Annotated in this window: 17 protein-coding genes, 1 tRNA gene and 2 other RNA genes; 13 read left to right on the top strand and 7 right to left on the bottom strand. The window is 52.8% G+C overall.

Translation table 11 applies throughout. The annotated features are described in order from the left end of the window. Positions 1-143: 143 nt before the first annotated feature. The 13 genes from ACOZIO_RS15045 (at position 144) to ACOZIO_RS14985 (ending at position 12196) form a co-directional block, all read left to right on the top strand. Entirely contained in the window at positions 144-1589 is a 1446-nt protein-coding gene (locus ACOZIO_RS15045; protein WP_421595464.1) for an alpha/beta hydrolase, read from the top strand. Positions 1590-1662: 73 nt separating this feature from the next. Continuing rightward, positions 1663-2121 carry a MarR family winged helix-turn-helix transcriptional regulator gene (locus ACOZIO_RS15040; RefSeq protein ID WP_129991514.1) on the top strand — a complete coding sequence of 153 codons (459 nt, stop codon included), beginning with the start codon at positions 1663-1665 and terminating at the stop codon, positions 2119-2121. Positions 2122-2249: 128 nt separating this feature from the next. Beyond that, complete coding sequence (locus tag ACOZIO_RS15035) at positions 2250-2672, top strand: organic hydroperoxide resistance protein (RefSeq protein ID WP_013573432.1); 423 nt, start codon at positions 2250-2252, stop codon at positions 2670-2672. Positions 2673-2938: 266 nt separating this feature from the next. Beyond that, the gene (gene eptB, locus ACOZIO_RS15030) at positions 2939-4618 is read left to right on the top strand and encodes a kdo(2)-lipid A phosphoethanolamine 7''-transferase (RefSeq protein ID WP_129991513.1); all 1680 of its coding nucleotides are present in this window, start codon (positions 2939-2941) and stop codon (positions 4616-4618) included. Between the two features lie 100 nt (positions 4619-4718). Then, positions 4719-4795 (top strand) — tRNA-Pro (locus tag ACOZIO_RS15025). 32 nt (positions 4796-4827) lie between these two features. Beyond that, positions 4828-4957, top strand: a non-coding RNA gene (locus ACOZIO_RS15020) — RtT sRNA. A 32-nt stretch (positions 4958-4989) separates the two neighbouring features. Then, positions 4990-5119, top strand: a non-coding RNA gene (locus ACOZIO_RS15015) — RtT sRNA. Positions 5120-5859: 740 nt separating this feature from the next. After that, on the top strand, positions 5860-7467 hold the full coding sequence (gene dppA / locus ACOZIO_RS15010; protein WP_129953955.1) for a dipeptide ABC transporter periplasmic-binding protein DppA: 1608 nt from the start codon (positions 5860-5862) through the stop codon (positions 7465-7467). 205 nt (positions 7468-7672) lie between these two features. Further along, positions 7673-8692, top strand: coding sequence for a dipeptide ABC transporter permease DppB (dppB, locus tag ACOZIO_RS15005; RefSeq protein ID WP_129953953.1), 1020 nt, complete (start codon positions 7673-7675; stop codon positions 8690-8692). 10 nt (positions 8693-8702) lie between these two features. Next, the gene (dppC, locus tag ACOZIO_RS15000; protein ID WP_129953952.1) at positions 8703-9617 is read left to right on the top strand and encodes a dipeptide ABC transporter permease DppC; all 915 of its coding nucleotides are present in this window, start codon (positions 8703-8705) and stop codon (positions 9615-9617) included. 10 nt (positions 9618-9627) lie between these two features. After that, positions 9628-10653: a dipeptide ABC transporter ATP-binding protein gene (gene dppD / locus ACOZIO_RS14995; RefSeq protein WP_129953950.1), complete on the top strand. Its 1026-nt coding sequence runs from the start codon at positions 9628-9630 to the stop codon at positions 10651-10653. Then, on the top strand, positions 10643-11665 hold the full coding sequence (gene dppF, locus ACOZIO_RS14990) for a dipeptide ABC transporter ATP-binding subunit DppF (protein ID WP_129953948.1): 1023 nt from the start codon (positions 10643-10645) through the stop codon (positions 11663-11665). The genes dppD and dppF overlap by 11 nt, the downstream gene beginning before the upstream one ends. A gap of 261 nt (positions 11666-11926) precedes the next feature. Beyond that, positions 11927-12196: a DUF943 family protein gene (locus ACOZIO_RS14985; protein ID WP_421595486.1), complete on the top strand. Its 270-nt coding sequence runs from the start codon at positions 11927-11929 to the stop codon at positions 12194-12196. Between the two features lie 69 nt (positions 12197-12265). Here the strand turns inward: ACOZIO_RS14985 and ACOZIO_RS14980 are convergent, their stop codons facing one another. The 7 genes from ACOZIO_RS14980 to ACOZIO_RS14950 form a co-directional block, all read right to left on the bottom strand. Beyond that, entirely contained in the window at positions 12266-13279 is a 1014-nt protein-coding gene (locus tag ACOZIO_RS14980) for a glycosyl hydrolase family 8 (RefSeq protein ID WP_129953946.1), read from the bottom strand. 9 nt (positions 13280-13288) lie between these two features. Continuing rightward, positions 13289-13768 (bottom strand): cellulose biosynthesis protein BcsD, encoded by a 480-nt coding sequence (gene bcsD, locus ACOZIO_RS14975; protein ID WP_129953944.1) that lies wholly within the window; start codon positions 13766-13768, stop codon positions 13289-13291. Between the two features lie 18 nt (positions 13769-13786). Then, a complete protein-coding gene (locus tag ACOZIO_RS14970; RefSeq protein WP_129953943.1) occupies positions 13787-17749 on the bottom strand; it encodes a cellulose biosynthesis protein BcsC in 3963 nt (1320 codons plus the stop codon). 82 nt (positions 17750-17831) lie between these two features. Then, complete coding sequence (gene bcsB, locus ACOZIO_RS14965; protein WP_129953941.1) at positions 17832-20306, bottom strand: cellulose biosynthesis cyclic di-GMP-binding regulatory protein BcsB; 2475 nt, start codon at positions 20304-20306, stop codon at positions 17832-17834. Beyond that, positions 20303-22402, bottom strand: coding sequence for a UDP-forming cellulose synthase catalytic subunit (bcsA, locus tag ACOZIO_RS14960; protein ID WP_129953939.1), 2100 nt, complete (start codon positions 22400-22402; stop codon positions 20303-20305). Before bcsA ends, bcsB begins: the two co-directional genes overlap by 4 nt. Positions 22403-22432: 30 nt before the next feature. After that, on the bottom strand, positions 22433-23236 hold the full coding sequence (gene bcsQ / locus ACOZIO_RS14955; protein WP_129953937.1) for a cellulose biosynthesis protein BcsQ: 804 nt from the start codon (positions 23234-23236) through the stop codon (positions 22433-22435). Further along, complete coding sequence (locus tag ACOZIO_RS14950; protein WP_421595463.1) at positions 23227-24030, bottom strand: hypothetical protein; 804 nt, start codon at positions 24028-24030, stop codon at positions 23227-23229. Before ACOZIO_RS14950 ends, bcsQ begins: the two co-directional genes overlap by 10 nt. Positions 24031-24586 lie beyond the last annotated feature (556 nt).

The raw sequence follows: 24586 nt of genomic DNA, 5'->3' as shown, positions 1-24586 counted from the left end.
TGAACAAAAATGGGGCGAAAATTTTCGCTTTGTGCAGCCACCGTTCCAGGTAATTGCATTATTATTTTCCCAATAATGCTCCGGAAGGACATATCTTTAAGAGGCTGTCTTTCTGCAAAACTTTTTTAGGAAACCCCTGCTTAATGCAACTTCGTCGTCTCTCTGAACGCCTGAAAAAACTGTTACTGGCACTGATTCTGGTGGTTATTACGCTTTTCGGGGTGCGTACTTATGATGCCTTACAGGGGCCGCCGCTTGAGCCATGGCATAAACTGGTGCCGGACGAGCTGAGCGCCGAACAGCTTGATAAAAGCGACTGGCCTGCCTATTTACGTGCCGAGCAACAGGCTTTTGTTGAAGTGAAGCAGCAGGTGACGGATAAGCTGGACAGCGGGGACCGTATCCCGCTCAACCGCTATTATGACCGCAGCCCGATTTATCCGGAACGTTTTGCACAGGACTGGAACCGTTCTTATGAACTGATGCCCGACGGTAAGCCGGTCGGCGCTGTGGTGTTGTTACACGGCCTGACGGATTCCCCTTACAGCCTGAGGCATATTGCGCAGGATTATCGCCGCCGTGGATTTGTGGCTGTCGGTATCCGTCTGCCCGGCCACGGCACCGTACCCGGCGGGCTGACGCGGGTGGACTGGGAGCAGTGGCTGGCGGCCACCCGGCTGGCGGTGCGTGAGGCGCGTCGCGCAGCTGGCACAGATGTGCCACTGCAACTGGTGGGTTTTTCAAACGGGGGAGCGCTGGCGATGAAATACACGCTGGATGCCCTTGATAACCCTGCACTGGCGAGGCCTACGCGCGTGGTGCTGATTTCCCCGATGATTGGTGTGACGAGTTTTGCGCGCTTTGCAGGCTATGCGGGCTGGCCGGCTATTTTCCCGGCCTTTGCCAAAACGGCCTGGCTGAACCTGATGCCGGAATTTAATCCTTTTAAATACAATTCCTTCCCTGTAAAAGCCGCCCGTCAGTCCTATCTGCTTACTCATGTTTTACAGCAGCAGATCAGCAAGGATGCGCAAACTGGCAAGCTGGCGCAGTTACCGCCGTTGCTGGCGTTTCAGTCAGTTGTCGATTCCACCGTCAGTTCCCGTGCGGTGGTGACAGCGTTGTTTAATCAGCTTCCCGCCAACGGCAGCCAGCTGGTGCTGTTTGATATCAACCGCAGTGCTTATGTCGGCCCGCTGTTGCGTCCTTCCTCTGAAGCTGCAGCAGAGCGCCTGTTACCTGCGCCACCGCGCACGTATCAGACAACGGTTGTCACCAATGCCTCTCCGGACGATGCCGCCGCTGTCGCGAAAACTACCGCAGCGGGGGAGAGTGCTGCGACGGTCAGCCCGCTGGGGCTGGATTATCCTTCAGAGTTTTATTCCTTATCGCATGTCTCGCTGCCTTTCCCGACGGACGATTCGTTGTACGGGCGCAGTCCTCAAGGCCCGGCGCAATTTGGCATCAGGCTGGGAACACTGGCGGCCCGCGGGGAAAATGGCGCACTGGTGGTGAGTATGGATCAACTGATGCGGGTTTCATCCAATCCGTTTTATCCGTACATGTTGCAGCGTATTGAAGGTTTTTGATGCAGGCAAAGCAGATGAACAATAAAATATGCTTGCGATAATATCGTGCGCTATATATATTGGCGACATGAACATGAAAACAGATACCGACCCGACACAAAACCGCATGCTGCATCTGGATCAACAGATGTGTTTCGCGCTTTACTCTGCGAATCTGGCACTGCATAAGGTTTACCGTAAGTTGCTCGGGCAGCTCGGACTCACTTATCCGCAATATCTGGTGATGCTGGTGCTGTGGCAACGTGATGAAGTCACGGTGTCGGAAATTGGCGAAAAACTGTTTCTGGATTCAGCGACCTTAACGCCGCTGTTAAAGCGCCTCGAGGCGGCAGAGCTGCTGGTGCGTCAGCGCGCCAAAGCCGACGAACGTCAGGTGATTATTTCTCTCACCGCTGCGGGTAAGATGTTGCGCGAAAAAGCGCAGGGTATCCCTGAAGCCATTCTGTGTGCGACAGAATGCGATGTCGGCGAAATCGTGGCGCTGAAACAGCAGCTCGAAGTATTACGGGCTAAGCTTCAGGATAAAGCGTAAGTCTGAGTGCCGTATGAAACAGACGATTCCGCAAGTGCTTCTTCGGAGTGTCGGATAGTATTAATAAAGTAGTACGCGATTAAATCGTTTAAAACTAATAAGTGTTTATCACCGATAAGGAACGAAATATGTCTATTGAAAAAGTTGTGTATCGTGCTCATGCATCCGCGACCGGTGGCCGTGATGGCCGTGCGACTTCCGATGACGGCGTTCTTGACGTCAAACTGGGTGTGCCAAAAGAGATGGGCGGCATGGGGGGCGGTACTAACCCTGAGCAACTTTTTGCTGCCGGTTATTCCGCCTGTTTCCTTGGTGCACTGAAAGCCGTGGCCGCGCAGGAAAAAATTAAGATCCCGGCTGACGCTAAAATTGAAGGTGCGGTAGGGATTGGAGCCATCCCTGGCGGCTATGGTATTGAAGTGCAGCTTGATATTACCCTGCCGGGCTTTGAGCGCAGCGAAGCCGAAGCGCTGGTGGCTAAAGCACATCAGGTGTGCCCGTACTCCAACGCGACCCGTGGCAATATCGACGTCACGCTGAACGTTAAATAGTGTTCTGATCCACAACGCCTTCACCAGGGGAATGTTGTGATGTATCAAAACAAAAATCTCAGGAGGCTCCGGCCTCCTTTTTGCTTTTTCCGTGTGTATTCCCTGACAAACAGAAAACATTCAAAAAAAATTGATGTCGCCGTACAGGCATAACCCTTCTGAACGCCATATACACCTCATTCTCAGCATAATCTGTGAACCAGTCCGCTATAAAAATGTCACAATGATTCCAAATCTTTCAAAATACGTTAGGAAAGTTACTTTTCATGAATAGAGTGAAGACTCTATCGCAGCAAAATATCTCTTTATTGTTAGCGATTTACATTGGCATTTTTTTGAATGTCTCTGTGTTCCAGCGCCGCTTTGCTGCATTGGTCAATCATTTCACATCAGCTGAACTGGTGCAGGCCGTCACTGAAGTCTGCGCCATCGTCTTATTCACCTTCTTTGTTCTGCGTCTCCTCTCACTGGGCGGGCGGCTGTTCTTCCGCGTTATCGCCAGCTTGTTGGTGCTGATTTCCGTTGCTGCCAGTTATTACATGGTGATGTTCAATGTGGTGATCGGTTACGGCATCGTGGTGTCGGTGATGACCACTGACATCGATCTGAGCAAAGAGATCATCGGTTATCACCTGTTTATCTGGATGGCGCTGGTCAGCGCAATCCCCCTGTTCCTCATCTGGAAAAACAATCTGCGCTTTACACTGATTGAGCAGATGAAAACGCCGGGACAGCGGGCGTTGCCTTTAACTGTGCTGCTGGCGGCGGCATTGCTGGTCTGGTTGCCGCTGCGTTCTCTGGATCACGCCCAGAGCGTCAATGAGAAGAAAACTAACGTGGATCTGCCAAGTTATGGCGGCGTGGTCGCGCACTCCTATCTGCCCTCTAACTGGCTGGCTGCACTGGGTTTGTACGCCTATACGCAGGTGGATGAAAGTCAGGATGCCAGCCATTATTTTGATCCTGCAAAAGAATTTACTTATGTGCCACCCGCCGGTATTGATGACACCTATGTGGTGTTTATCATCGGTGAAACCACCCGCTGGGATCACATGGGAATTTTGGGTTATGAGCGCGATACCACGCCGCGCCTGTCCAAAGAGAAGAATCTGGTCGCGTTTCGCGGGACATCCTGCGATACGGCCACTAAGTTGTCACTGCGCTGTATGTTCGTGCGTGAAGGCGGTACGGCGGATAACCCGCAGCGTACACTGAAAGAGCAGAACATATTTGCAGTGATGAAGTCGCTGGGCTTCACCTCTGAGCTGTTCGCGATGCAAAGCGAGCTGTGGTTCTATAATAATGCTGACACCAATAATTTCTCCTTCCGCGAAATCATCGCCTCGGAAAAGCGCAACGATGGCAAACCGGTGGATGACATGTTGCTGGTCAATGAGTTACAGCAATCACTGGCAACGCATCCTAAAGGCAAGCATCTGGTGATCCTGCATACCAAAGGCTCGCACTATCTGTATTCCCAGCGCTATCCGCGCAGTTACGCCCGGTACACACCGGAGTGTAAGAGCAATACCTGCACCAAAGCGGAACTGATTAATGCCTTCGACAATAGCGTGTTGTATACCGATACCTTTATCGACAACGTGATTGATCAGTTGCGTGATAAGAAAGCGCTGGTGTTTTACGCCTCGGACCACGGTGAATCTATCGATGAGAATTCGCATCTGCACGGTACACCACGCGAGATGGCACCGCCGGAGCAGTTCCGCGTGCCGATGATGGTATGGGCTTCGGATAGTTTCCTTGAACAACCGGACCATAAACTGGCATTTGAGCAGTTACAGGCGCAGCAACGTGTGGGCGCAAAGAAACGCCATGTGGAGTTATTCGATTCAATTTTGGGCTGCCTGGGCTACACCTCGCCAGACGGTGGTATCAATCCGGCGAATAACTGGTGTGCCAAACCTCAGGCAGAACAGAAGTTGTAGGTCATTTTGGCGGCGTATCGGATAATTTCTGGCCAGTCAGTTCGGATGTTTCAAAAAGCCATTGACGCTCCCAGGGGGTCGCAGTAAGATGCGCCCCATTCGGCGAGTAGCGCAGCTTGGTAGCGCAACTGGTTTGGGACCAGTGGGTCGGAGGTTCGAATCCTCTCTCGCCGACCATTTTTGAAAAACCTGCTTTTAAAGCAGGTTTTTTTTCGCCTGTAGTAAAGAGGATGAGAACCTCCGAAGGAGGTTTGAGCCGAGCAAAGCGAGACCACGTTGCTTTAGCAACGGCCCGTAGGGCAAGCATCGCAGATGCGCGTAATCCTCTCTCGCCGACCATATTTGAAAAACCTGCTTTTAAAGCAGGTTTTTTTTCGGCTGTAGTAAAGAGGATGAGAACCTCCGAAGGAGGTTTGAGCCGAGCGAAGCGAGACCACGTTGCTTTAGCAACGGCCCGCAGGGCAAGCATCGCAGATGCGCGTAATCCTCTCTCGCCGACCATATTTGAAAAACCTGCTTTTAAAGCAGGTTTTTTTTCGCCTTTTTCCGCTTGCAATTTATGAGCCAGAGTTTAAAAACCCTATAACATATTGGTTTCAATTCCTGTCCACCCGCTACCGGCTTCATGCCGGAAAAACAACCAAAAGCAGTACGCAAAATCATCTGCACCATCATTGTGCAATTGCGCTATTTTGGGGTTTTTTAAGGGTGCTGGCTCAACGGCTTTCACTGACGGGTCGACGCCGTTTGCTGCACTTCTCAGCATTTTCCGCTGGTTTCCACCCCTATCTCAAAAATAACCGTTCATATATTCATCATTTAGCCAGAAATTTTTAGGGTTTTAAAATGGGTGAAACCCCCGTGAATATTCTTTTATAAAGGGGAATGTGTGGTTATTCCGTGCTCAGACTGAACATTCATCCTGATTTGGTTAACAAAATGTTTTTTTATGTTTGTTTGTTGTAACTCACAGTCTGTGTAAATGCCTGATGGTTATATTGACGTCAAGGAAAGGAGTTGCCAAATTGATAGCCCCAAGGAAGACCAGTGATTATTTCCGGTAAGATTTTGTAAAGTAATCTTTACACTTCGAAGGAAAAAAATGGCAGTTCACCATGCTCTGGTTGGACTATTGCAGCGCACGAGCAAACACAGTCACCCGCAAATAAAAACAAAGGGTGACGTGAGCTGTATACACAACACACACATCCACATCACCATTAATCGATGGAGCAGAAGCGATGACAATCTCTTTAGGTAAGTCGGGGCTACTGAAATTCAGTATGGGCCTGATTGCGCTGACCGTTGCGGCCAGTGTCCAGGCAAAAACATTAGTGTATTGCTCCGAAGGTTCACCTGAAGGCTTCAACCCTCAGCTGTTCACCTCAGGCACTACGTATGACGCAAGCTCCGTACCTATCTACAACCGTCTGGTTGAATTCAAGATCGGCACCACGGAAATCCAGCCGGGTCTGGCTGAGAAGTGGGACATCTCTGCTGATGGTAAAACTTACACCTTCCATCTGCGCAAAGGCGTGAAGTGGCAGGACAACAAGGAATTCAAACCGACCCGTGATTTCAATGCGGACGACGTGATTTATTCCTTCGAACGTCAGCTGGACAAAAATAACCCATACCACGGCGTTTCTGGCGGCAGCTACGAATACTTCGAAGGTATGGGCATGGGTGATCTGATCAACAAGATCGTCAAAGTGGATGACAATACCGTGCAGTTCGTACTGAACCGCCCTGAGTCTCCGTTCCTGGCCGATCTGGCGATGGACTTCGCTTCTATCCTGTCTGCGGAATACGCTGACAACATGCTGAAAGCGAAAACGCCTGAAAAAGTCGACCTGGATCCGATCGGTACCGGTCCGTTCCAGCTTGTGCAATATCAGAAAGATTCACGCATCCTCTACAAAGCCTTCCCGGGCTTCTGGGGCACCAAGCCGCAGATCGACCGTTTAGTCTTCTCCATCACGCCTGATGCTTCCGTGCGTTACGCGAAACTGCAGAAAAATGAATGCCAGGTGATGCCATACCCGAACCCGGCTGACATCGCGGCAATGAAGAAAGATAAATCCATCAACCTGATGCAACAACCGGGTCTGAACGTGGGTTATCTGTCCTTCAACGTTGAGAAGAAACCACTGGATGAAGTGAAAGTGCGTCAGGCACTGACCATGGCTGTGAACAAAAAAGCCATCATCGATGCGGTTTATCAGGGGGCTGGCCAGCCTGCTAAAAACCTGATCCCACCGACAATGTGGGGCTACAACAAAGATATCGTTGATTACCCCTATGATCCGGCTAAAGCCAAAGAATTGCTGAAAGAAGCAGGTCACCCAGATGGCTTCACTATCGATCTGTGGGCGATGCCTGTACAGCGTCCGTATAACCCGAACGCACGTCGTATGGCTGAAATGATCCAGGCTGACTGGGCGAAAATTGGCGTGAAAGCCAACATCGTGACCTACGAGTGGGGCGAATACCTCAAGCGTGCGAAAAACGGTGAGCATCAGTCTGTGATGATGGGCTGGACCGGCGACAATGGGGATCCGGATAACTTCTTCGCTACCCTGTTCAGCTGTACTGCTGCCAAAGACGGTTCCAACTATTCCCGCTGGTGCTACAAGCCGTTTGAAGATTTGATCCAGCCAGCCCGTGCTGAATCTGATCACGCCAAACGTGCTGCGCTGTACCAACAGGCTCAGGTTGTGATGCATGACCAGGCACCTGCGCTGATCATCGCTCACTCCACCGTGTATGAACCTGTTCGTAAAGAAGTTAAAGGGTATGTCGTAGATCCGCTCGGCAAACACCACTTCGAAAACGTCTCAATGGAATAATTGACTACTGAGCGCACAGGGAGCTGCGTTGTGCGGTGCTCGCAATTTTCGCCTACCTAATGGTATGTCTCAATTGCTCTGCTCCTCCGCCTTGCTCGCTGAGCGCTCACTACGTCTTTTAGTTCAGCGATATAAAGTTTTGTGAGCTATCAATAAGCCCGGCGAGCTACGGTTCGCCGGGCATTTTATACAGAGAGTACGGGATATGTTGCAGTTCATACTCCGACGTCTGGGGTTAGTTATCCCAACGTTTATCGGCATTACTTTGCTGACTTTTGCCTTCGTACATATGATACCAGGCGACCCGGTCACCATCATGGCAGGCGAGCGCGGTGTTTCCCCCGAGCGTCATGCCCAGCTGATGGCAGAAATGGGGCTTGATAAGCCTCTTTATCAACAATATTTCCACTACGTGAACGGGGTGCTGCATGGCGACCTGGGCACGTCCTTAAAAAGCCGCACCCCTGTCTGGCAGGAATTCGTACCGCGCTTTAAAGCGACACTGGAACTGGGCATTTGCGCGATGATTTTCGCGATCATTGTCGGTATTCCGGTGGGTGTGCTGGCGGCGGTAAAACGGGGATCGATATTCGACCACACGGCCGTGGGGATCTCGCTGACCGGCTATTCGATGCCGATATTCTGGTGGGGGATCATGCTGGTCATGCTGGTCTCGGTGCAGCTTAATCTGACGCCCGTCTCAGGTCGAATAAGCGACACCGTCTTCCTGGATGACAGCCTGCCGCTGACCGGTTTTATGCTGATCGATACGCTGTTCTGGGGCGAACCGGGTGATTTCGTTGATGCCGTGATGCACATGATTTTACCGGCCATTGTACTGGGTACCATTCCGCTGGCCGTGATTGTGCGTATGACCCGTTCTTCCATGCTGGAAGTGTTGGGTGAGGATTACATCCGTACCGCGCGCGCCAAAGGCGTCAGCCGCATGCGGGTGATTGTCGTCCACGCTCTGCGCAATGCGTTGTTGCCGGTGGTGACCATCATTGGTTTGCAGGTCGGTACGCTGCTGGGCGGCGCGATCCTGACCGAAACTATCTTCTCCTGGCCGGGACTCGGCCGGTGGCTGATCGACGCACTCCAGCGCCGCGACTATCCGGTCGTGCAGGGCGGGGTGTTGCTGGTCGCTACTCTGATCATTGTGGTTAACCTGCTGGTAGATGTGCTCTACGGCGTGGTCAACCCGCGTATTCGCCACAAGAAATAAGGGGCGCACAATGTCTCAAACCACTGAGCCGGTCGCTAATGAATTAGTGACGGCTGCGCCAGTGCCGATGCCGCCGATGCGCGAATTCTGGCATTACTTCAAGCGTAACAAAGGGGCCGTTGTTGGCCTGGTTTACATCATTATCATGCTGGTGATCGCGATTGGTGCAAACGTGATCGCTCCGCATCTGCCTGCTGAACAGTTCCGTGACGCGCTGCTGCGTCCGCCGGTCTGGATGGAAGGTGGCAGCTGGAAATTCCTGCTGGGCACTGACGACGTGGGCCGCGATATTCTGTCGCGGCTGATGTACGGCGCACGTTTATCGCTGCTGGTCGGGTGTCTGGTGGTGGTGCTTTCTCTGATCCTCGGCGTAGTGTTCGGTTTGTTTGCCGGCTACTACGGCGGTGTGGTTGACGCCATCATCATGCGTGTGGTCGATATCATGCTGGCCTTGCCAAGCCTGTTGCTGGCTCTGGTACTGGTGGCGATTTTCGGCCCGTCGATTATCAACGCCTCGCTGGCACTGACGTTCGTCGCCTTACCGCATTATGTCCGCTTAACCCGCGCGGCGGTGCTGGTGGAAGTCAACCGCGATTACGTCACCGCTTCGCGCGTGGCCGGTGCCGGTTCTGCGCGCCAGATGTTCGTCAATATTTTACCTAACTGCTTAGCGCCGCTGATCGTTCAGGCATCGCTCGGCTTCTCCAACGCCATCCTTGATATGGCAGCGTTGGGCTTCCTCGGTATGGGCGCACAGCCGCCAACGCCGGAGTGGGGCACCATGCTGTCGGACGTCTTACAGTTTGCTCAAAGTGCCTGGTGGGTTGTGACCTTCCCCGGCGTGATCATTCTGCTGACGGTGCTGGCATTTAACCTGATGGGTGATGGCCTGCGTGATGCCCTCGACCCTAAACTTAAGCAGTAAGGGGTTGGAGATGGAAACAACATTAACGAATGATATTCAGGTCGGTAAAACGTTGCTGACCGTAGATAAACTCTCCGTGCACTTTGGTGACGAAGGGACGCCGTTCCGCGCCGTAGACCGTATCAGTTACAGCGTAAAACAGGGCGAGGTGGTCGGGATTGTCGGCGAATCCGGCTCCGGTAAATCGGTCAGTTCACTGGCGCTGATGGGGCTGATCGACTTCCCCGGTAAAGTGATGGCGGAAAAACTGGAGTTCGGTGGTCGTGACCTGCAAGGCATGAGCGAAAAAGAGCGCCGTCAGATTGTCGGTGCCGAAGTCGCGATGATTTTTCAGGATCCGATGACCAGCCTCAATCCGTGTTACACGGTTGGTTTTCAGATTATGGAGGCCATTAAAGTACACCAGGGCGGCAATAAAAAGACCCGTCGCCAGCGCACCATTGATTTGCTGAATCTGGTGGGCATTCCGGATCCGGCTTCACGACTTGATGTCTATCCGCACCAGCTTTCCGGCGGCATGAGTCAGCGTGTGATGATCGCGATGGCGATTGCCTGTCGGCCAAAATTACTGATTGCCGATGAGCCGACCACCGCGCTCGATGTGACCATTCAGGCGCAAATCATCGAGTTGCTGCTCGACCTGCAACAACGCGAAAACATGGCGCTGATGTTGATCACCCATGATCTGGCGCTGGTGGCCGAAGCCGCGCAGCATATTATCGTGATGTATGCCGGGCAGGTGGTGGAGTCGGCAAAAGCCACGGAAATTTTCCGTGCGCCACGCCATCCGTATACGCAGGCGCTGCTACGATCCCTGCCGGAATTTGCGGTGGATAAAGCCCGTCTGCAATCCTTGCCGGGTGTGGTGCCGGGCAAGTATGACCGTCCGAACGGCTGTCTGCTGAATCCGCGTTGCCCGTATGCAACCGACCGTTGTCGTAAAGAAGAACCTGCGCTGCGTGACCTCGCAAACGGGCGTCAGTCGAAGTGCCATTATCCGCTGGATGATGCCGGGAGACCTACTTATGAGTCCTGATAACACCCAACCTCAGCCGCTGTTGTATGCGATTGACCTGAAAAAACATTACCCGGTGAAGAAAGGCATCTTCGGCCAGGAACGTACCGTGAAGGCGCTTGACGGCGTTTCTTTCACTCTCGAACGCGGTAAAACGCTGGCGGTAGTGGGAGAGTCCGGCTGCGGGAAATCCACGCTGGGCCGCCTGCTGACTATGATTGAAGTGCCGACCGGCGGTGAGCTGTATTACCGCGGGCAGGATTTACTGAAACCTGACGCCACGGCAGAAAAGCTGCGTCGTCAGAAGATCCAAATCGTGTTTCAGAATCCGTACGGATCGCTCAACCCGCGTAAGAAAGTCGGACAGATCCTCGAAGAACCCTTGCTGATCAACACCAAACTTAGCCGCGAAGAACGTCGCGAAAAAGCGCTGGCAATGATGGCGAAAGTGGGCTTGAAAACCGAGCATTACGACCGGTATCCGCATATGTTCTCCGGCGGTCAGCGTCAGCGTATTGCTATTGCCCGCGGTCTGATGCTGGATCCGGATGTGGTGATCGCCGATGAACCGGTTTCCGCACTGGATGTTTCCGTGCGTGCGCAGGTGCTGAACCTGATGATGGACTTGCAGCAGGATTTAGGGCTGTCTTACGTTTTCATCTCGCATGATTTGTCCGTGGTGGAACATATCGCTGATGAAGTGATGGTGATGTATCTGGGCCGCTGCGTGGAGAAGGGGCCGAAAGACGCCATCTTCAGTAATCCGCGCCATCCGTACACCCAGGCCTTGCTGTCTGCGACGCCTCGCCTGAATCCTGATGATCGCCGTGAACGCATCAAACTGACCGGCGAACTGCCAAGTCCGCTGAATCCGCCAGCCGGTTGTGCGTTTAATGCCCGCTGCCGCCGTGCGTTTGGCACCTGCAAACAGTTCCAGCCACAGCTGAAACAGTACGGCGATCAGCTCGTCGCCTGCTTTGCCGTCGATCAGGATGAAACCGGCACAACGCAGACTGTTGCCGTAAATCAGTAGCCTTGCTGACATCTCACTGAAAAATACAAGCCCGCGAAATGGACTGCAGTCCAAAAGCGGGCTTTTTTGTGGGGGATTTTCACGATGAAAACTCTTATTAATGCAACTCAGATCAACAACAGATTAAAAAACGCGAATAATATTACCCTCCCTGATAGCACTAATTATCTGACTATTTGGAAAATAATATATATAGATAGATGATATTTATTTCGTGAATGATTTGTTCAGTTTAATGATTAATATACATTCAGCACGTCAATTAAAAGGAATTATGATGTCGCAAATCAGATTACCTGCTGTGATAAAAATGGCGTTTACTATATCGCTATTTTAGATGTAAATGATGGTTTTAAAAAATTCTCTGAGGCAGATTATACATCCTGGCATTCATTTTCCAGAGATGATCTCATTTGTTTCGATGAGATAAAATCAGAAAGCAGATGCATAGAAAAAAATGTTCTTATGGAAATGACGGCTGGGACAAATGGGAAAATAGGATATATTTTCGATGGTGAATATATTAATTAAAGGTCTACACATAATAAAAAAGGCCAGTCAGATTTCCCTGACTGGCCTTCATATTTCAAAGGGGATTATTTACCCTTTATGACTCGCCCACCAGCTCAGCAATTGCAGGCAGGAAGAGTAGTAATCGTCTTTCGGGGCCAGGTTCGGGCTGATGGCGGCAGCGTTGGCCATGGTGAAATCGCGCACGGCTAATAATCCCGGCGACATGTTGTAGCCCGCTTTGGTGCCGGTCATCACGTCAATCCAGGCCGGTGTCGCGTCGCGTGGGGATTTCTGCCACCACAGAATGAACGGTGCCATCTGCGGGCTGCCCGGATGCGCCCAGCCGAGGTACAGCGGGATACGCACAGCGTCGTAACTGAAACGCGTTGGCCAGCGGCTGGCGGGTTTCAGGGTGCCATCGGCCTGCAGCTCGACCCAGTCGGTCGGCAAGCGGAAATCACCGAACGCCATTTTGCTGAGCATCGCCGTGCTGCTTTCATCCAGATCTTTCCATACCTTTAAATGACTGTGCGCATAAAACGCCTGCCAGGCCGGGAAGATGAAATAGGACGGATTGACGGTCACGTTGCTGGTCTGATTGAAGCCTTTTACGCCCGGCAGCATCACTTTGTAACCTGCATAATCAATCACATTGTATTTGATCAGCGCGGCTTGTAATTTTTCAGAGGCTTTGGTGTAACGGGCATCGTTCCACTTGTCGCCGGCCAGCAGTAACGCCCACGCCATCAGCGTATCGCCATCAGAGGCGTTGTTGATATCTGCCACATGCGGGGTGCTGTTCGGGTCATAACGCCACGAATAGAGGCCGATATCTTTACGGTAAAGGGTGGTGTTTGCCCATTGCCAGAGTTTGTCGAAGGCAGCCTGATCGTCATTAAATACCGCGAGCAGCATACTGAAACCCTGACCTTCGGTGTGACTGACGTTTTTATTGGCTGTATCAATGATTCGCCCGTCTGGCATCAGAAAGCGACTTTTATAAGCAGACCAGCCGGCTTCCTGCGCCATTACAGCGGAACTGAAAAACGCGAAAATAAGGCTGAGCCACAGCACCAGGCCGTAGCGCCGAAATAACAACATAGAGATTCCTTACAAACCATTTTGATAACGGAAAACGAACGCACCTTCCGGCGTGATTTCCTGCCAGCGCAGCGGAACATAGGGTTGCCCGCCTTGTGATAACAACCACTCAGCATACAGTCCTTCAAACAAGGAGATGAGCGCGATGGACCACAACTCATCATCCTGCCCCTGCGGTGAGACCGGCCAGGCAATGTGCACCAGCGCCAGTTGTTGTTGTGTCGCTTCCAGCTTCACCACTCCCCAGTCGAAATGCCTGAGGAGTTGATTGATATTGTCTTCCAGCTCGCCAAGTGTCGCAGAACCCGGCAACGGATGCTGACGTGCCAGATTGTTGCCCATCAGGGTCAGAAAACGGCGCCCATCTTCGTCATCGGCGGACGCCAGAATACCTGAAAATAGCACCTGCACCAGGCTTTGCCAGCCGGGTGTGGTATGACGCTGTCGATAATATTCCTGCGCGACCTGTGAATAGCTATGTTCTTGCATGGTTTTATCTCACCGCGATTAATTTTGACCCATCAGATAACGGAAGTAGACCTGCGCTTTACTTTCGTTGTAATCACCGAAAGTATCGTAGCCAACCTGTCCGCCAATCTGCATGCTTTTGTTCAGGTGATAATTGCCGCCCACGCCGGCATTCCAGCCGATACCGTTTTGCGTTTTGCCGCTGTAGTAGGCTTCAGTGCCATAGCCTGCCGCCACCAGATCTTCCAGCTGTTTCTGTAGGTCCGGATTATTCGGGAAGTAGGCGCTCTTATCCTGAGAATAAGACTGATAACCCACCGCACCGGACAATTTAAGATCCCAGTCGTCATACTTCTGGGTGTATTCCACCGGGAAGGAGACACTGACATAGTTTTGCGGGCTGAAGTAACCGCCCTGACCGAAGCTGTAATAACTGAGGTTTTTGTCGAAATCCATGTAACCGACGTTGATGCCGGTTTTCAGTTCACGATCGTCATAACGGAACGGACGGACATACAGACCGGCATTGGCGTTCACCGATTTGTTGCTCTTCACGTTATTACCCAGATAGCTGTAATAACCCGCTTCGGCGTAAAAACCGGCGTCGCCGTCATCGTATGACAGATTGACACTGCCGCCGTTTTTAGTGACCTGGCCCCATTCTTTGCCGCTGTAATTATCTTTAGTGCCGACGTAGGACAGAATACTGTCAGTGACGGCCCGACGTTCAGCGGTCACGCGCAGAGTGGTGAAGTCAGTCAGTTTCGGTGCCCATTGCACGCCACCGACCAGCGAGTTCAGATCCTGCCCGAGTGGCGTACTGCCGACATCGGCTTTATAGCTGTCACCGGTCAGTGCGGCGTTAACTTCCACGCCTGTCGCGCTTTGATTACCGGCAGCCGGTGCCGCATAAGTCGTGGGGTCAGTACCCGCAATGGTGTTGTACGCCACGCACTGATCAGAGGTGGCGTTAGCCGATGTACAATTTGTACTGGCGTTAGTCGCTGCGGCTGTCTGCAATTTGGCAAATGTACTGTAGTTAGCAATATCCAGACCGGCTGCGGCTGCGGCGGCAGCCACATCTTTCTGTGCCGACTGCGCCTGTGCCAGTGCGCCCTGACCAAACCGGGCGTTAGCGGTGCCGGACGGGCTGCCTGCGCTGAGGGAAACCGGCGTGACGCCGATACTCAGACGCGAGGTATCAAACGGCACGAAAGCAAAGGTCATCGGCGCTTTGGCTTCGGTCAGCTGGCTGAGGCCGCTTTCACCGTCACGGCCACGAATCGACATATCACCTTGTGCCCAGGTCGCGGTTTTGCCCTGTAAATCGTCAAGCATGTCGTCGATCTGTTTTTCAGTGGCATTACGCTGTGTCACCGCCGTCGGTGCGGTGGTTGCTACCGGAATATTCCCCGGGGTGGAGACTTGGTCCGATACCTGCCATGGCAACACGGTACCGTATGAGGATTGTGTCGCCGGACGCGAGGCCGAGGTACGCGTTGAGCGGTTGATGAACGGGTTGTCGCTGATCTGCAATCCCGCGACCTGTGCCGAACTGTCTGTGCCTTCCAGACCAATCATCTTCCCCTTCGCGGACCGCAATAACGCCAGCGCCTGCTGATGATCGCCCTGCGCTTCGGCGACGCGCGCTTCGAGTAACAAACGGTCCGGCGTACGCGGTCCGTGCAGGCCTTCCATCAGTGTTTTCGCACGCTGGTTATCGCCTTCACCCAGCGCAACGTTGATCGCACCGACACGCGCATCCTGCGTAGGTGTATCGTTACTCATCAGGTAGTTATAGACCTGACCGGCTTGTTTATTGAGTTTGCCTGACTGATACAGGCGCGCCATCGCCAGCATCAGGTCACGGTTTTGCGGATCCGCCTGCAACGCAACGACCAGCTTATCGTAGGCTGCCGCGTACTGACCCTGTTCGCGCAACTGGTCAGCCTGATTGATCACGAAACCGTCACGCAGGCTCGCCAGTGCGGTCGGGGAGGTGCCGGACTGGATTTGCGGATTTTGCAGGAAGGCTTGCGCCTCGTTGCTCAGGCCAGCCTGATTCAGCACACTGATCTGATCGGCGTAATCCCCGGCATTGCCGTTGACGCCCTGACGCATATTCTGGCGGACCAGCTGCACTGCCAACGGAAGCTGACCGGACGCCGCGAGATTTTTCGCCAGTGCACCGACATCCGCCGGTGCTCCGGGAGGATTCTGTGCCAGTGCGCGCAACGTATTGGATGCAGCGGCAGTATTACCCTGTTGCAGATAGTTTTCCGCATCCGCCATTTGCGCATTGAAATTGGCGCGTTGTGCCAGTTCACGCATACCCTGATTCTGGCTGCTACGTGGAATACGTGAGAGCAGGGCATTGGCGGTGGACCAGTTTTTGGTTTCTGAGGCGAATAAGGCTGCTGCGTATAAATCGGCAGAAGATGCACCCGGACGCGAAGAAGGCGCCATGAGCGACTGCGCCTGCGCGGTCTGCCCCTGCGATTGCAGGATGCGCGCCATATCCAGTTTCACCCAGACATTAGACGGCTGACGTTCAAGGGCCTGCTGAAGAATATTCAGTGCACGCTGCGGATCGTTGCTCGCCATGGCTTGTGCAGCCTGACGACGCATTGGCTCGATAACATCCGCCACGGTTGGCGGATTCATCTTGGTCTGAATGGCCGCTGGCAGCGTCTTCAGCACCTGATTAGCTTCGGCGGTTTTGTTCTGCTGACGCAGCACGTAATACAATCCGGCGCGGGCATCGGCGTTATCGCCCAGTGCACTGTATTGTTGCTCGGCGCCAGCCAGATCGCCTTTCCGGCGCAGAATATCAGCACGCAGCAGGCTGGCTGACTGACCTTTTTCGCCGCCGACCTGCGTCAGAGGCGTGACGGCAGCCAGTGCGGCATCGTAACTGCCGGAACCTGCGGCCTCTTTGGCTTTCGCTAACTGAGCATAAAACGCGGAATCCTGGGCCTGGTTGCTCAGCTGGGCGCTGTTCGGGCCACCTTGTGCGGCGGCTTTGCTCAGGTATTGTGATGCCTGCTCAAAATTACCGCTGCGCTGAGCGATATAACCCAAACCTGCCAGCGCATCGGCGTCGTTCGGGTTATCGGCCAGCACGCTTTCAAACTTAGCTTTCGCGCTGGTGACATCGCCACTGTTGAGTGCGGTGAAGCCCTGACCTTTTGCCGCGCCGCCAATGTTTTTCTGGAAGTATGCCATCACGCTGGTATCGTTCGGGTGACGCGCCTGATAGCCCTGATATAAATCACGGTCGTCTTCCTGCGGCGTCATCCACAGCAATGCCTGACGCAGTGAACGGTCCGCTTCGGTGCTGGAACCGGCCATGGTGCTCAGCAGTTTGATGCCGTCGCGGCGGGTTGATTCCTGATAAGTGAGCACCTTGCCCAGACCGAGACGCGCCTGCGTGTCGTCAGGACGCGAGGCAACGCGCTGTTGCAACCCGGCAATTGCCTGCGGCTGGAGCGACTTATCACCCGCCATGGTCAGATAATATTCAGTCACCAGGCTGTCTGGCGGCTGGTTGCCGTTAAAAATGGTACGGTACGCCGAAAGTGCACCGCTGACATTGCCCTGCGCAGCCATCTGACGGGCAGAAGCTAACTGAGCCGGCGGAATTGACTGCATGGCTTTGGCGCTGTTGAGCGATGCCAGACGTGGATCGTCGGGCGAGACGGCGGCCAGTTTTTCACGCCACTGATTGGCTGCGGTTTTATCCCCGCCCTGCATGGAATACAGCGACATCAGGTACAGCGCCTGCACGTTGTTTGGCTCAACCAGCAGCACTTTCTGTAAGGCATTTTTTGCCAGATCATCATGAGCACGCTCATGCCAGTAAGCGGCCTGATCGAACAACGCTTTCATAGCAGGATTGGCGGTATCCGCTGCCAAGGTGGCAGCACTAAAACTTGCTACTCCGGCGATCCCTACCAGATAAATAGCCCTGATCACCGCCAGGGACAGTTTATGTTTTTTCATTTTCCAGCTCCGGTAATCGCCAGAGAGTCGCCGCCCGATATCGGTGCGATCTTCATTGTTTTTGTTATAAAGCCGATGCTTTTCATTTCTGACCCAGTCGTTTGGCCGCATGACGACGCAGGACGACGAACAGGCTCAGGCCAATCACCAGAGAAAGCAGGGTCGCAATCAATGACAGGATCACGATGTGGTTGCTGGCGTACCACAGCACCATCATGTACCACGGCATTTGCCCGGTCGGAAATTGCTGGCCGACTGAGAAGCTGCGGATGCCATTTTCATCGGTAATAATTGCCAGGTCACCCCGCACATTGGCGTTGATTTTGGGTGATTTCAAATCGTTATGGATTTTCAGCAACTGCTGATCGTCCGTACCGGTTGCCAGCACGACCACATGATCGGCAGACCAGCGCGAACGGTAGCTGACGAAGCCACGCCATGCGCCGGTTGAGGACAGATAACGGTCTGCATCGACCGGCTGGCGGTACCAGTCACCGGTCAGCCAGGCGACAACGCGCTGGATATCGGTCGGCGTTTTTACGCCCATCGCACCACCGTTAATGCTGAAAGGGGAATCCGCGAGTAACTGTTGAGTAAACGAGGTGTCGCCCAGCGTGGCGACGGCCAAAACATCGCGGTCAAACAGCGGATTATTTTGTTCATCACCTTTCAGACCAAAGGCCACCTGTACATGATTCACCGGCATGCCTGTGGCTTTACCGGCGCGGGAGGCCAGGTTGAGCAACGTATGGACTTCATCTGCCGTCGGCGCTGGCGGCAGCAACATCAGGGTATCGGAGAAGTCAGCCAGTTTGGAGTACGGATAAGATGCACCGACGAAATACGACAGGTTTGGTAACTGGGCAAAATGGTAGCTTCCGCTCAGATCGATGAAGGATTTTGGATCGATACGGCTCTTGATATTATCGCTGGTCAGGATGCCGCACGGCGCCTCTTTTTTCGGCTTGATATCAAAATAGAATTGCAGCTGGTTGTCACCATAAATCAGGTAGGGCGCGAGTTGCAGCGTATAACGTTCCTGACGGCTGTCACCGCCAAGGCGACGCCAGATGTTTTCCACCAGACCCACTTTGTTGACGGTCAGGCTGCGCAGGAAGTTGCTGTTAATGGAAACGTTGAGTCTTGAATTATCTTCATCAATCCAGTTTTCCGTCGGGAAACGGTAATCAATGCGCACCGGAATATTGTGTCCGTCCCACATGAACAGATCCGGCGCAGCGCGGAAAGCTACCTGAATGCCGTCGTGATAAATGCCGTTAGAAATCAGCGAATCCGGATCTTTACCCGCCAGTTCGCCCAGCGTCACCGGGCGGGAAGTGTCAATCCAGCGCGGCGCGTCATACAGTTTGCTGGTTGGAATAGTTTGCTGGGCCACATCCAGATGATCGACGTTGTTCGGCATACCGCCGCTGATCAGGCGATACGCGGACTGACGCAGTTCGTTATCATCGTTGCCGAGCACCAGCAGCAGTTTGTAGACCGGATTGATCGGATTATCGATAATCTGAAGCGAGGCACCTTTGCTCGCCGGCAAGGTCAGCGAACCTATTTTATCGCCCGGCTTGCCAAACAAAATGCCGTTCTGATCCGGCAGGTCGTTAAGAATGACCGGAAAATCTATGCTGCGATAATCGGACAACATGCCGAGATAAGAAGAGACTATCGCCGCAGCGCTGACATCGCCAGGTTTCATAGACGCAGAGAAACCCAGGGTAATTTTGGATTCCTGCATCTGCAGACCATCAAAGAACGGACGCGGGAAGTTACCCAGATTCCGGCCAATATTCAGTTGCTGACCTTCCAGCCCGATGCTGGTGGTCGGCAAAATAGTGACCCAGTATTTATCTGACTGATCTTTCTCGCAGGTCATGGTGTTGCTGTCATGTACGCGGAAGCTCAGGTTGTTGTTGGATACCACCATTGCCGACGGAATATCGAGATCGTAAACGTCGCCGCCGTTGCTGCTCTGGTTCAGTGGCAGGTTACCCAGCGGCTGGCCGTTGAGCATCAGTTCGAGCGTGGTATCGCGGGCAATCAGTGCCGGAGAAATTTTCAGTGCCAGCGACAGGTGCGCGTTGGTCACCACCTCATCGGCGGGCAGGGTGAAAATGATACCGGACTGCAACTGACCCCCGCTGAGCGTCAGGCCGTTTGGCTGGCCCATTTCGGCAACGGTGATATTGCTGGTCACCGGCTGAACCAGTGGCATCACCGGCGCAGCGGCAGAGGCATCAGGTATCGCCGTGCTGTTATTCACCGGTGTGGTATCAGACTGCGGCGTATCCGCAGCAGGGGCTGGCGTGGCATCACTGGCGGGTGCCGTTTCACCCGGTACGGGCGTGACCGGCGGTAGCCATGACGGCGCGGCTGGCAGGCTGGTGGCCGGATCAACGGCCGGTGCCGGCGCGTCTTCCGCCTGCGACAATGGCAGGCTGCTGAACATCAGCAACAAACCGGCAGTGATTTTCCTGAACAGGGATACACTGCGCGCAGCAGATAAACGGCACTTAATCATCAGGTTATAAGGTCGGTTCATGCTGCTTCACTCTTGCTGGCGGCGTCAGCGGGTTTATTTTTAACACGGCGCTCCTTCCACGTGTTGTAGAACAACTCGAACACGCAACGGATGATGCTTAGCAGGGATTTAAACGGGTTATCCGGCGGGTATTCTTCACCAATCCAGGCGTCAGCACGGCATAAGACCACGCGCACCAGTTCACGACGTTTCGATAATGGCAGATTTTCAAATTGCAGACGTAACCGCGCTTTGTCTCCGCTGATTTGTGTCACCGGGAAACTTTCCGCACCGGAAGACAACTGAATTTCCACTTCTTCAATTTCTTCATCCAGATAGCGCACGTCCGGCGTCACCAGCTGCACGCCGCCCATCGACATATCGATAGTGGTTGTGCGCAGTGAAATACCATTGGCGTAGTGAATAATCGCTGGGATCTCGACATCAATACGGATCGTTTTGCGTACCTGACGGGTTTCTTTCGCCACGGCAATCGCTGCCAGCAAAATCAGCACACTGAAACTGCCCCAGGCGATATTCAGCGCAATAACGCTGGGATCGATGGCAAAGTAATCATGAAATACGGCGCGTACGATGCCGTATCCAATCCCTGCAAGCATCATGAGCGCGACTATCAGGTGAGGTTTGACGATGTTGAAGTCGAAGAAACCGACATCCAGCAAACCGCCTTTATCCGTCACGTTAAACTTGCCGCGTTTTGGCGCGAACATCGTCACCAGCGTGGGCAGGATCAGGTGGAAGGCCATGACAGTTTCGTAAATTTCACCCCAGAAGGTGTAACGGAAACGGCCGTTCATACGGGAGTTAATGTACAGCGACATCACCAGATGCGGCAGCGCGTAAGCAAAAATCAGGCTGGCCGATGAGGAAATGATGTTCAGATTAAACAGCAGGAATGCCAGCGGTGCAGTCAGGAACACCACGCGCGGCAAACCAAACTGGAAGTGCAGCATGGCGTTCAGGTAGCACAGGCGTTGCTGCCATTTCAGGCCGCGGCCGAGCAACGGATTATCCACGCGGAAAATCTGCGTCATGCCGCGCGCCCAGCGGGTACGCTGAATAACGTGCAGCCCCAGGCGTTCAGTTGCCAGACCGGCTGCCAGCGGGATATCCAGAAACGCGGTATTCCAGCCACGACGCTGCATTTTCAGCGCCGAGTGCGCATCTTCGGTCACCGTTTCAACCGCAAAACCCCCGACTTCTTCCAGGGCCACACGGCGGATAACCGCACAGGAACCGCAGAAGAATGTCGCATTCCAGTTGTCGTTACCTTGCTGAACCGGGCCGTAGAACAGGGCACCTTCATTCGGCATGGTGCGGCCAGCGGACAGGTTACGTTCAAACGGATCAGGCGAATAGAAATAGTGTGGCGTCTGGATAAGTGCCAGACGCGGATCTTTCAGGAAGCTGCCGACCGTCGCCTGCAGGAAAGCGCGGGTAGCCACGTGGTCACAGTCGAATACGCAAATCAGCTCGCCTTTGGTGAGTTTCATCGCATGGTTCAGGTTGCCGGCTTTGGCGTGGGAGTTGTCATCACGCGTAATATAACCCACGCCTGCATCCGCAGAGAACACCGCAAATTCGTCGCGTTTACCGTCATCCAGCACGTAAATTTTGATTTTGTCTTTCGGATAATCGATGCACTGCGCCGCCAGAACGGTATCTCGTACTACATCGAGGCTTTCGTTATAAGACGGAATATACACGTCGACGGTTGGCCACAGCGTGGTGTCATCCGGCAACGGTTCGATGGTGCGTTTTAATGGCCAGGTCGTTTGCAGATAGCCCAGCAATAAAATTAGCCAGACATAGAGTTCGGCGAGGAATAATCCAATCCCTAAAATAGCTTCTATTGTTGAATTGAAATGCAGCGTTTCTGTCGCACGCCAGTAAATATAACGCGTCGACATCATGATGGACATGATGACCATCACCACGCTAATCCTGCGGCTTTTACTGATGCCAAGCAAAAATAAAAGCCCGATGCTGATCAGGCCAAAAATGTACTGCTTCTGGCTGTCCATCGGGGTAATAATGATCACTGCTGCCACCGGCAGCAACAGAAGCACAAGGAAAGAAAACAGAAATTTATTCATCGCTTTTGGGGTCGCTGTTAACAGTGATAGTTAATAACTGCCAGATTTAGGTGCGGCGTGTAATTCACCATCACCGACTTTAATTCCTAAAATGGCGGCGACTTTTTTGCTGATCAGTTCAATATCAAATGCCGAAGCTGATACCGGACTGAAATCAATAATAGAGCGCTGCGAGGCATTGGCCTCCGGCACACACTCATCCCTGTGGATGGTGCCTAATAATCTTTCATTTAAACGCTGTTCGAAAAAGTGGGTGACGTCGCGGCTTAATGTCCGGCGGGTATCACTTTGGTTAACCACGTAATACTCACCCTTCTTATTATTCAAAGGTGTGCCAATGAGTTTGTTTTTTTCCATTAAGGGTAATAAAGATAATGACGCGGTATCGGCCAGCATCACCACAACATGTAAATCAGCAATCGCCTGAACCGCTTTTAATGCCGGACTCGGGCCCGGAGGAAAATCCGCAATAATAATTAGGCCAGGATAATTCAGGACCGTATTTAATCCGCGCTGTAAAAAAAGCGGATCGCTGGCAAGCTGATGTTCGAACTCCAGTCGCTGATCTTCCGTCACTTCGCCATACGGTAAAACAAACGTATTGGAGCCCGCTTTCAGGATAAACTGGCTCCAGTCGGATTCATTACCCGAACCGGCCACAAAACCGCGGGTATCGGCAATAGGCACCCCGAAATGAAGGCGAAGGGCGTTCTGTACATCAAAATCGATGACCAGCACTTTACTGCCACTGCGGGCAAGTGAATAGGCCAGGTTGGAGGCCACCGTGGTTTTTCCTACCCCACCTTTCGGTGAACAAACGCAAACTAACGGCATGAGGCAATCATCTCTAACAGGGGTTGAAGCGGTGTGTCGCGATGTAAATAAGCGCTGGCAGGCTGCGGAGCCCGTTGTTTAAACATTTGTTTAAAGCGCTGGTTAGCATCAGCAGACGCCGGGGATGCGGACACCGCGGGCACCGGACTGTGAACGGGCGTTGGATTGTGTACCGGCGGCTGGTGATAAACCGGCGCGACGGGTTGTGGTACTGACTGAGATGCCTGAAGCGGCACAGATTGAACCTGCGCCGGGGCAGGTTTCGACGGCGCTGCGGGCATCGCTTTACGCAATGAATCAAGTAAACCCGACCCGCTGTCAGGAACGACAGACTGGGCATGCAATACCGGTGCCGTGTGAACAGGCTGAGGTTGCGCGGGTTGTATGGTCACCGGTGCTGGCTGAGACGGAACCGGTGGCAGCGTTTCGCGCAGGGCATCAAGCAGGCCAAAACCGGCTGGCGGATGAGGCACCTCCGAAGACAGGGGGGGGGCTTGCTGGTGTGTAACAGGTCGTGCGGCAGAAGAGTTCGGCTCCTGCTGCGTATGGACGGGGTGAACGTCAGAAAGCGAAAACTCATCCGCCGAAATGGATTGCGGTGTTGGCTGCGTGGTACGGCCATTATCAAGCGGACCGGCAGGTTCTTCACTGGCAGAGACTTGTTTAATCAACGTCCATTGATTCATTGAGCCAGTAATGGATTCACCCGTTGATTTTTCATTAAGCTCTTTATAATCAATATTTTCCAACTTCGCCTTATCCATAAAACGTTTAATGTCATCATATTTATTCATAAATCCCGCCCGATAGGATTATATATTTCGGTGTTTTCTGGACGTCAAAACGACAATGATTGGCCGTTAGCACAGGGTGTAAAAAGATGAATATTTTTAAAGTTTTATAGGGGAATAGGACTGGTCTTAATATATCAGGTCTTTTACAGCATAGAGCAGTTTTTACAAAAAATCGGATTTACACCATAAAAAACAACGCCAACATAACTGCCTGTCGCAAAAGCTTTTTGATGAAATTTTTTCATAGGTTTGCATTAAAATAGTATAAAATTTGGTTTTTAATGTGATAAATAGCACATAAACTTCATCGGACGCGCAGTATCCAGGATGTTCTTACGTTTCGCATTATTCGATTAACCCGGGTAATGTATGTTTTCTCTGGTTAAATAACATAAACACTATTCAGTGTAGATGTGTAGCAGCAAACATGTTGTTTTTTATAGTCAAAGTTTCGTCTTTAACCTCGAAATAACCCGTTATAAGGTATACTGCGCACAAGTACCGTTTCAGCCCGGGGGGCGCGGAAAATCATGTCAGTGGTTGACGGAGAATAAAG

Origin of the sequence: Rahnella sp. PD4, assembly GCF_049199325.1 — a bacterium.
Taxonomy (GTDB): Bacteria; Pseudomonadota; Gammaproteobacteria; order Enterobacterales; family Enterobacteriaceae; genus Rahnella; species Rahnella perminowiae.
This window is presented reverse-complemented; position numbering and strand designations above follow the sequence as displayed.

Excerpts from the sequence above, each read along its gene's own strand:
- ACOZIO_RS15035 (WP_013573432.1), top strand. The coding sequence starts at position 2,250 with ATGTCTATTGAAAAAGTTGTGTATCGTGCTCATGCATCCGCGACCGGT.
- dppA (WP_129953955.1), top strand. The coding sequence starts at position 5,860 with ATGACAATCTCTTTAGGTAAGTCGGGGCTACTGAAATTCAGTATGGGC.
- dppF (WP_129953948.1), top strand. The coding sequence starts at position 10,643 with ATGAGTCCTGATAACACCCAACCTCAGCCGCTGTTGTATGCGATTGAC.
- ACOZIO_RS14980 (WP_129953946.1), bottom strand. The coding sequence starts at position 13,279 with ATGTTGTTATTTCGGCGCTACGGCCTGGTGCTGTGGCTCAGCCTTATT.
- dppB (WP_129953953.1), top strand. The coding sequence starts at position 7,673 with ATGTTGCAGTTCATACTCCGACGTCTGGGGTTAGTTATCCCAACGTTT.
- bcsD (WP_129953944.1), bottom strand. The coding sequence starts at position 13,768 with ATGCAAGAACATAGCTATTCACAGGTCGCGCAGGAATATTATCGACAG.
- bcsA (WP_129953939.1), bottom strand. The coding sequence starts at position 22,402 with ATGAATAAATTTCTGTTTTCTTTCCTTGTGCTTCTGTTGCTGCCGGTG.
- eptB (WP_129991513.1), top strand. The coding sequence starts at position 2,939 with ATGAATAGAGTGAAGACTCTATCGCAGCAAAATATCTCTTTATTGTTA.
- ACOZIO_RS15040 (WP_129991514.1), top strand. The coding sequence starts at position 1,663 with ATGAAAACAGATACCGACCCGACACAAAACCGCATGCTGCATCTGGAT.
- bcsQ (WP_129953937.1), bottom strand. The coding sequence starts at position 23,236 with ATGCCGTTAGTTTGCGTTTGTTCACCGAAAGGTGGGGTAGGAAAAACC.
- ACOZIO_RS15045 (WP_421595464.1), top strand. The coding sequence starts at position 144 with ATGCAACTTCGTCGTCTCTCTGAACGCCTGAAAAAACTGTTACTGGCA.
- dppC (WP_129953952.1), top strand. The coding sequence starts at position 8,703 with ATGTCTCAAACCACTGAGCCGGTCGCTAATGAATTAGTGACGGCTGCG.
- bcsB (WP_129953941.1), bottom strand. The coding sequence starts at position 20,306 with ATGAACCGACCTTATAACCTGATGATTAAGTGCCGTTTATCTGCTGCG.
- ACOZIO_RS14950 (WP_421595463.1), bottom strand. The coding sequence starts at position 24,030 with ATGAATAAATATGATGACATTAAACGTTTTATGGATAAGGCGAAGTTG.
- ACOZIO_RS14970 (WP_129953943.1), bottom strand. The coding sequence starts at position 17,749 with ATGAAAAAACATAAACTGTCCCTGGCGGTGATCAGGGCTATTTATCTG.
- dppD (WP_129953950.1), top strand. The coding sequence starts at position 9,628 with ATGGAAACAACATTAACGAATGATATTCAGGTCGGTAAAACGTTGCTG.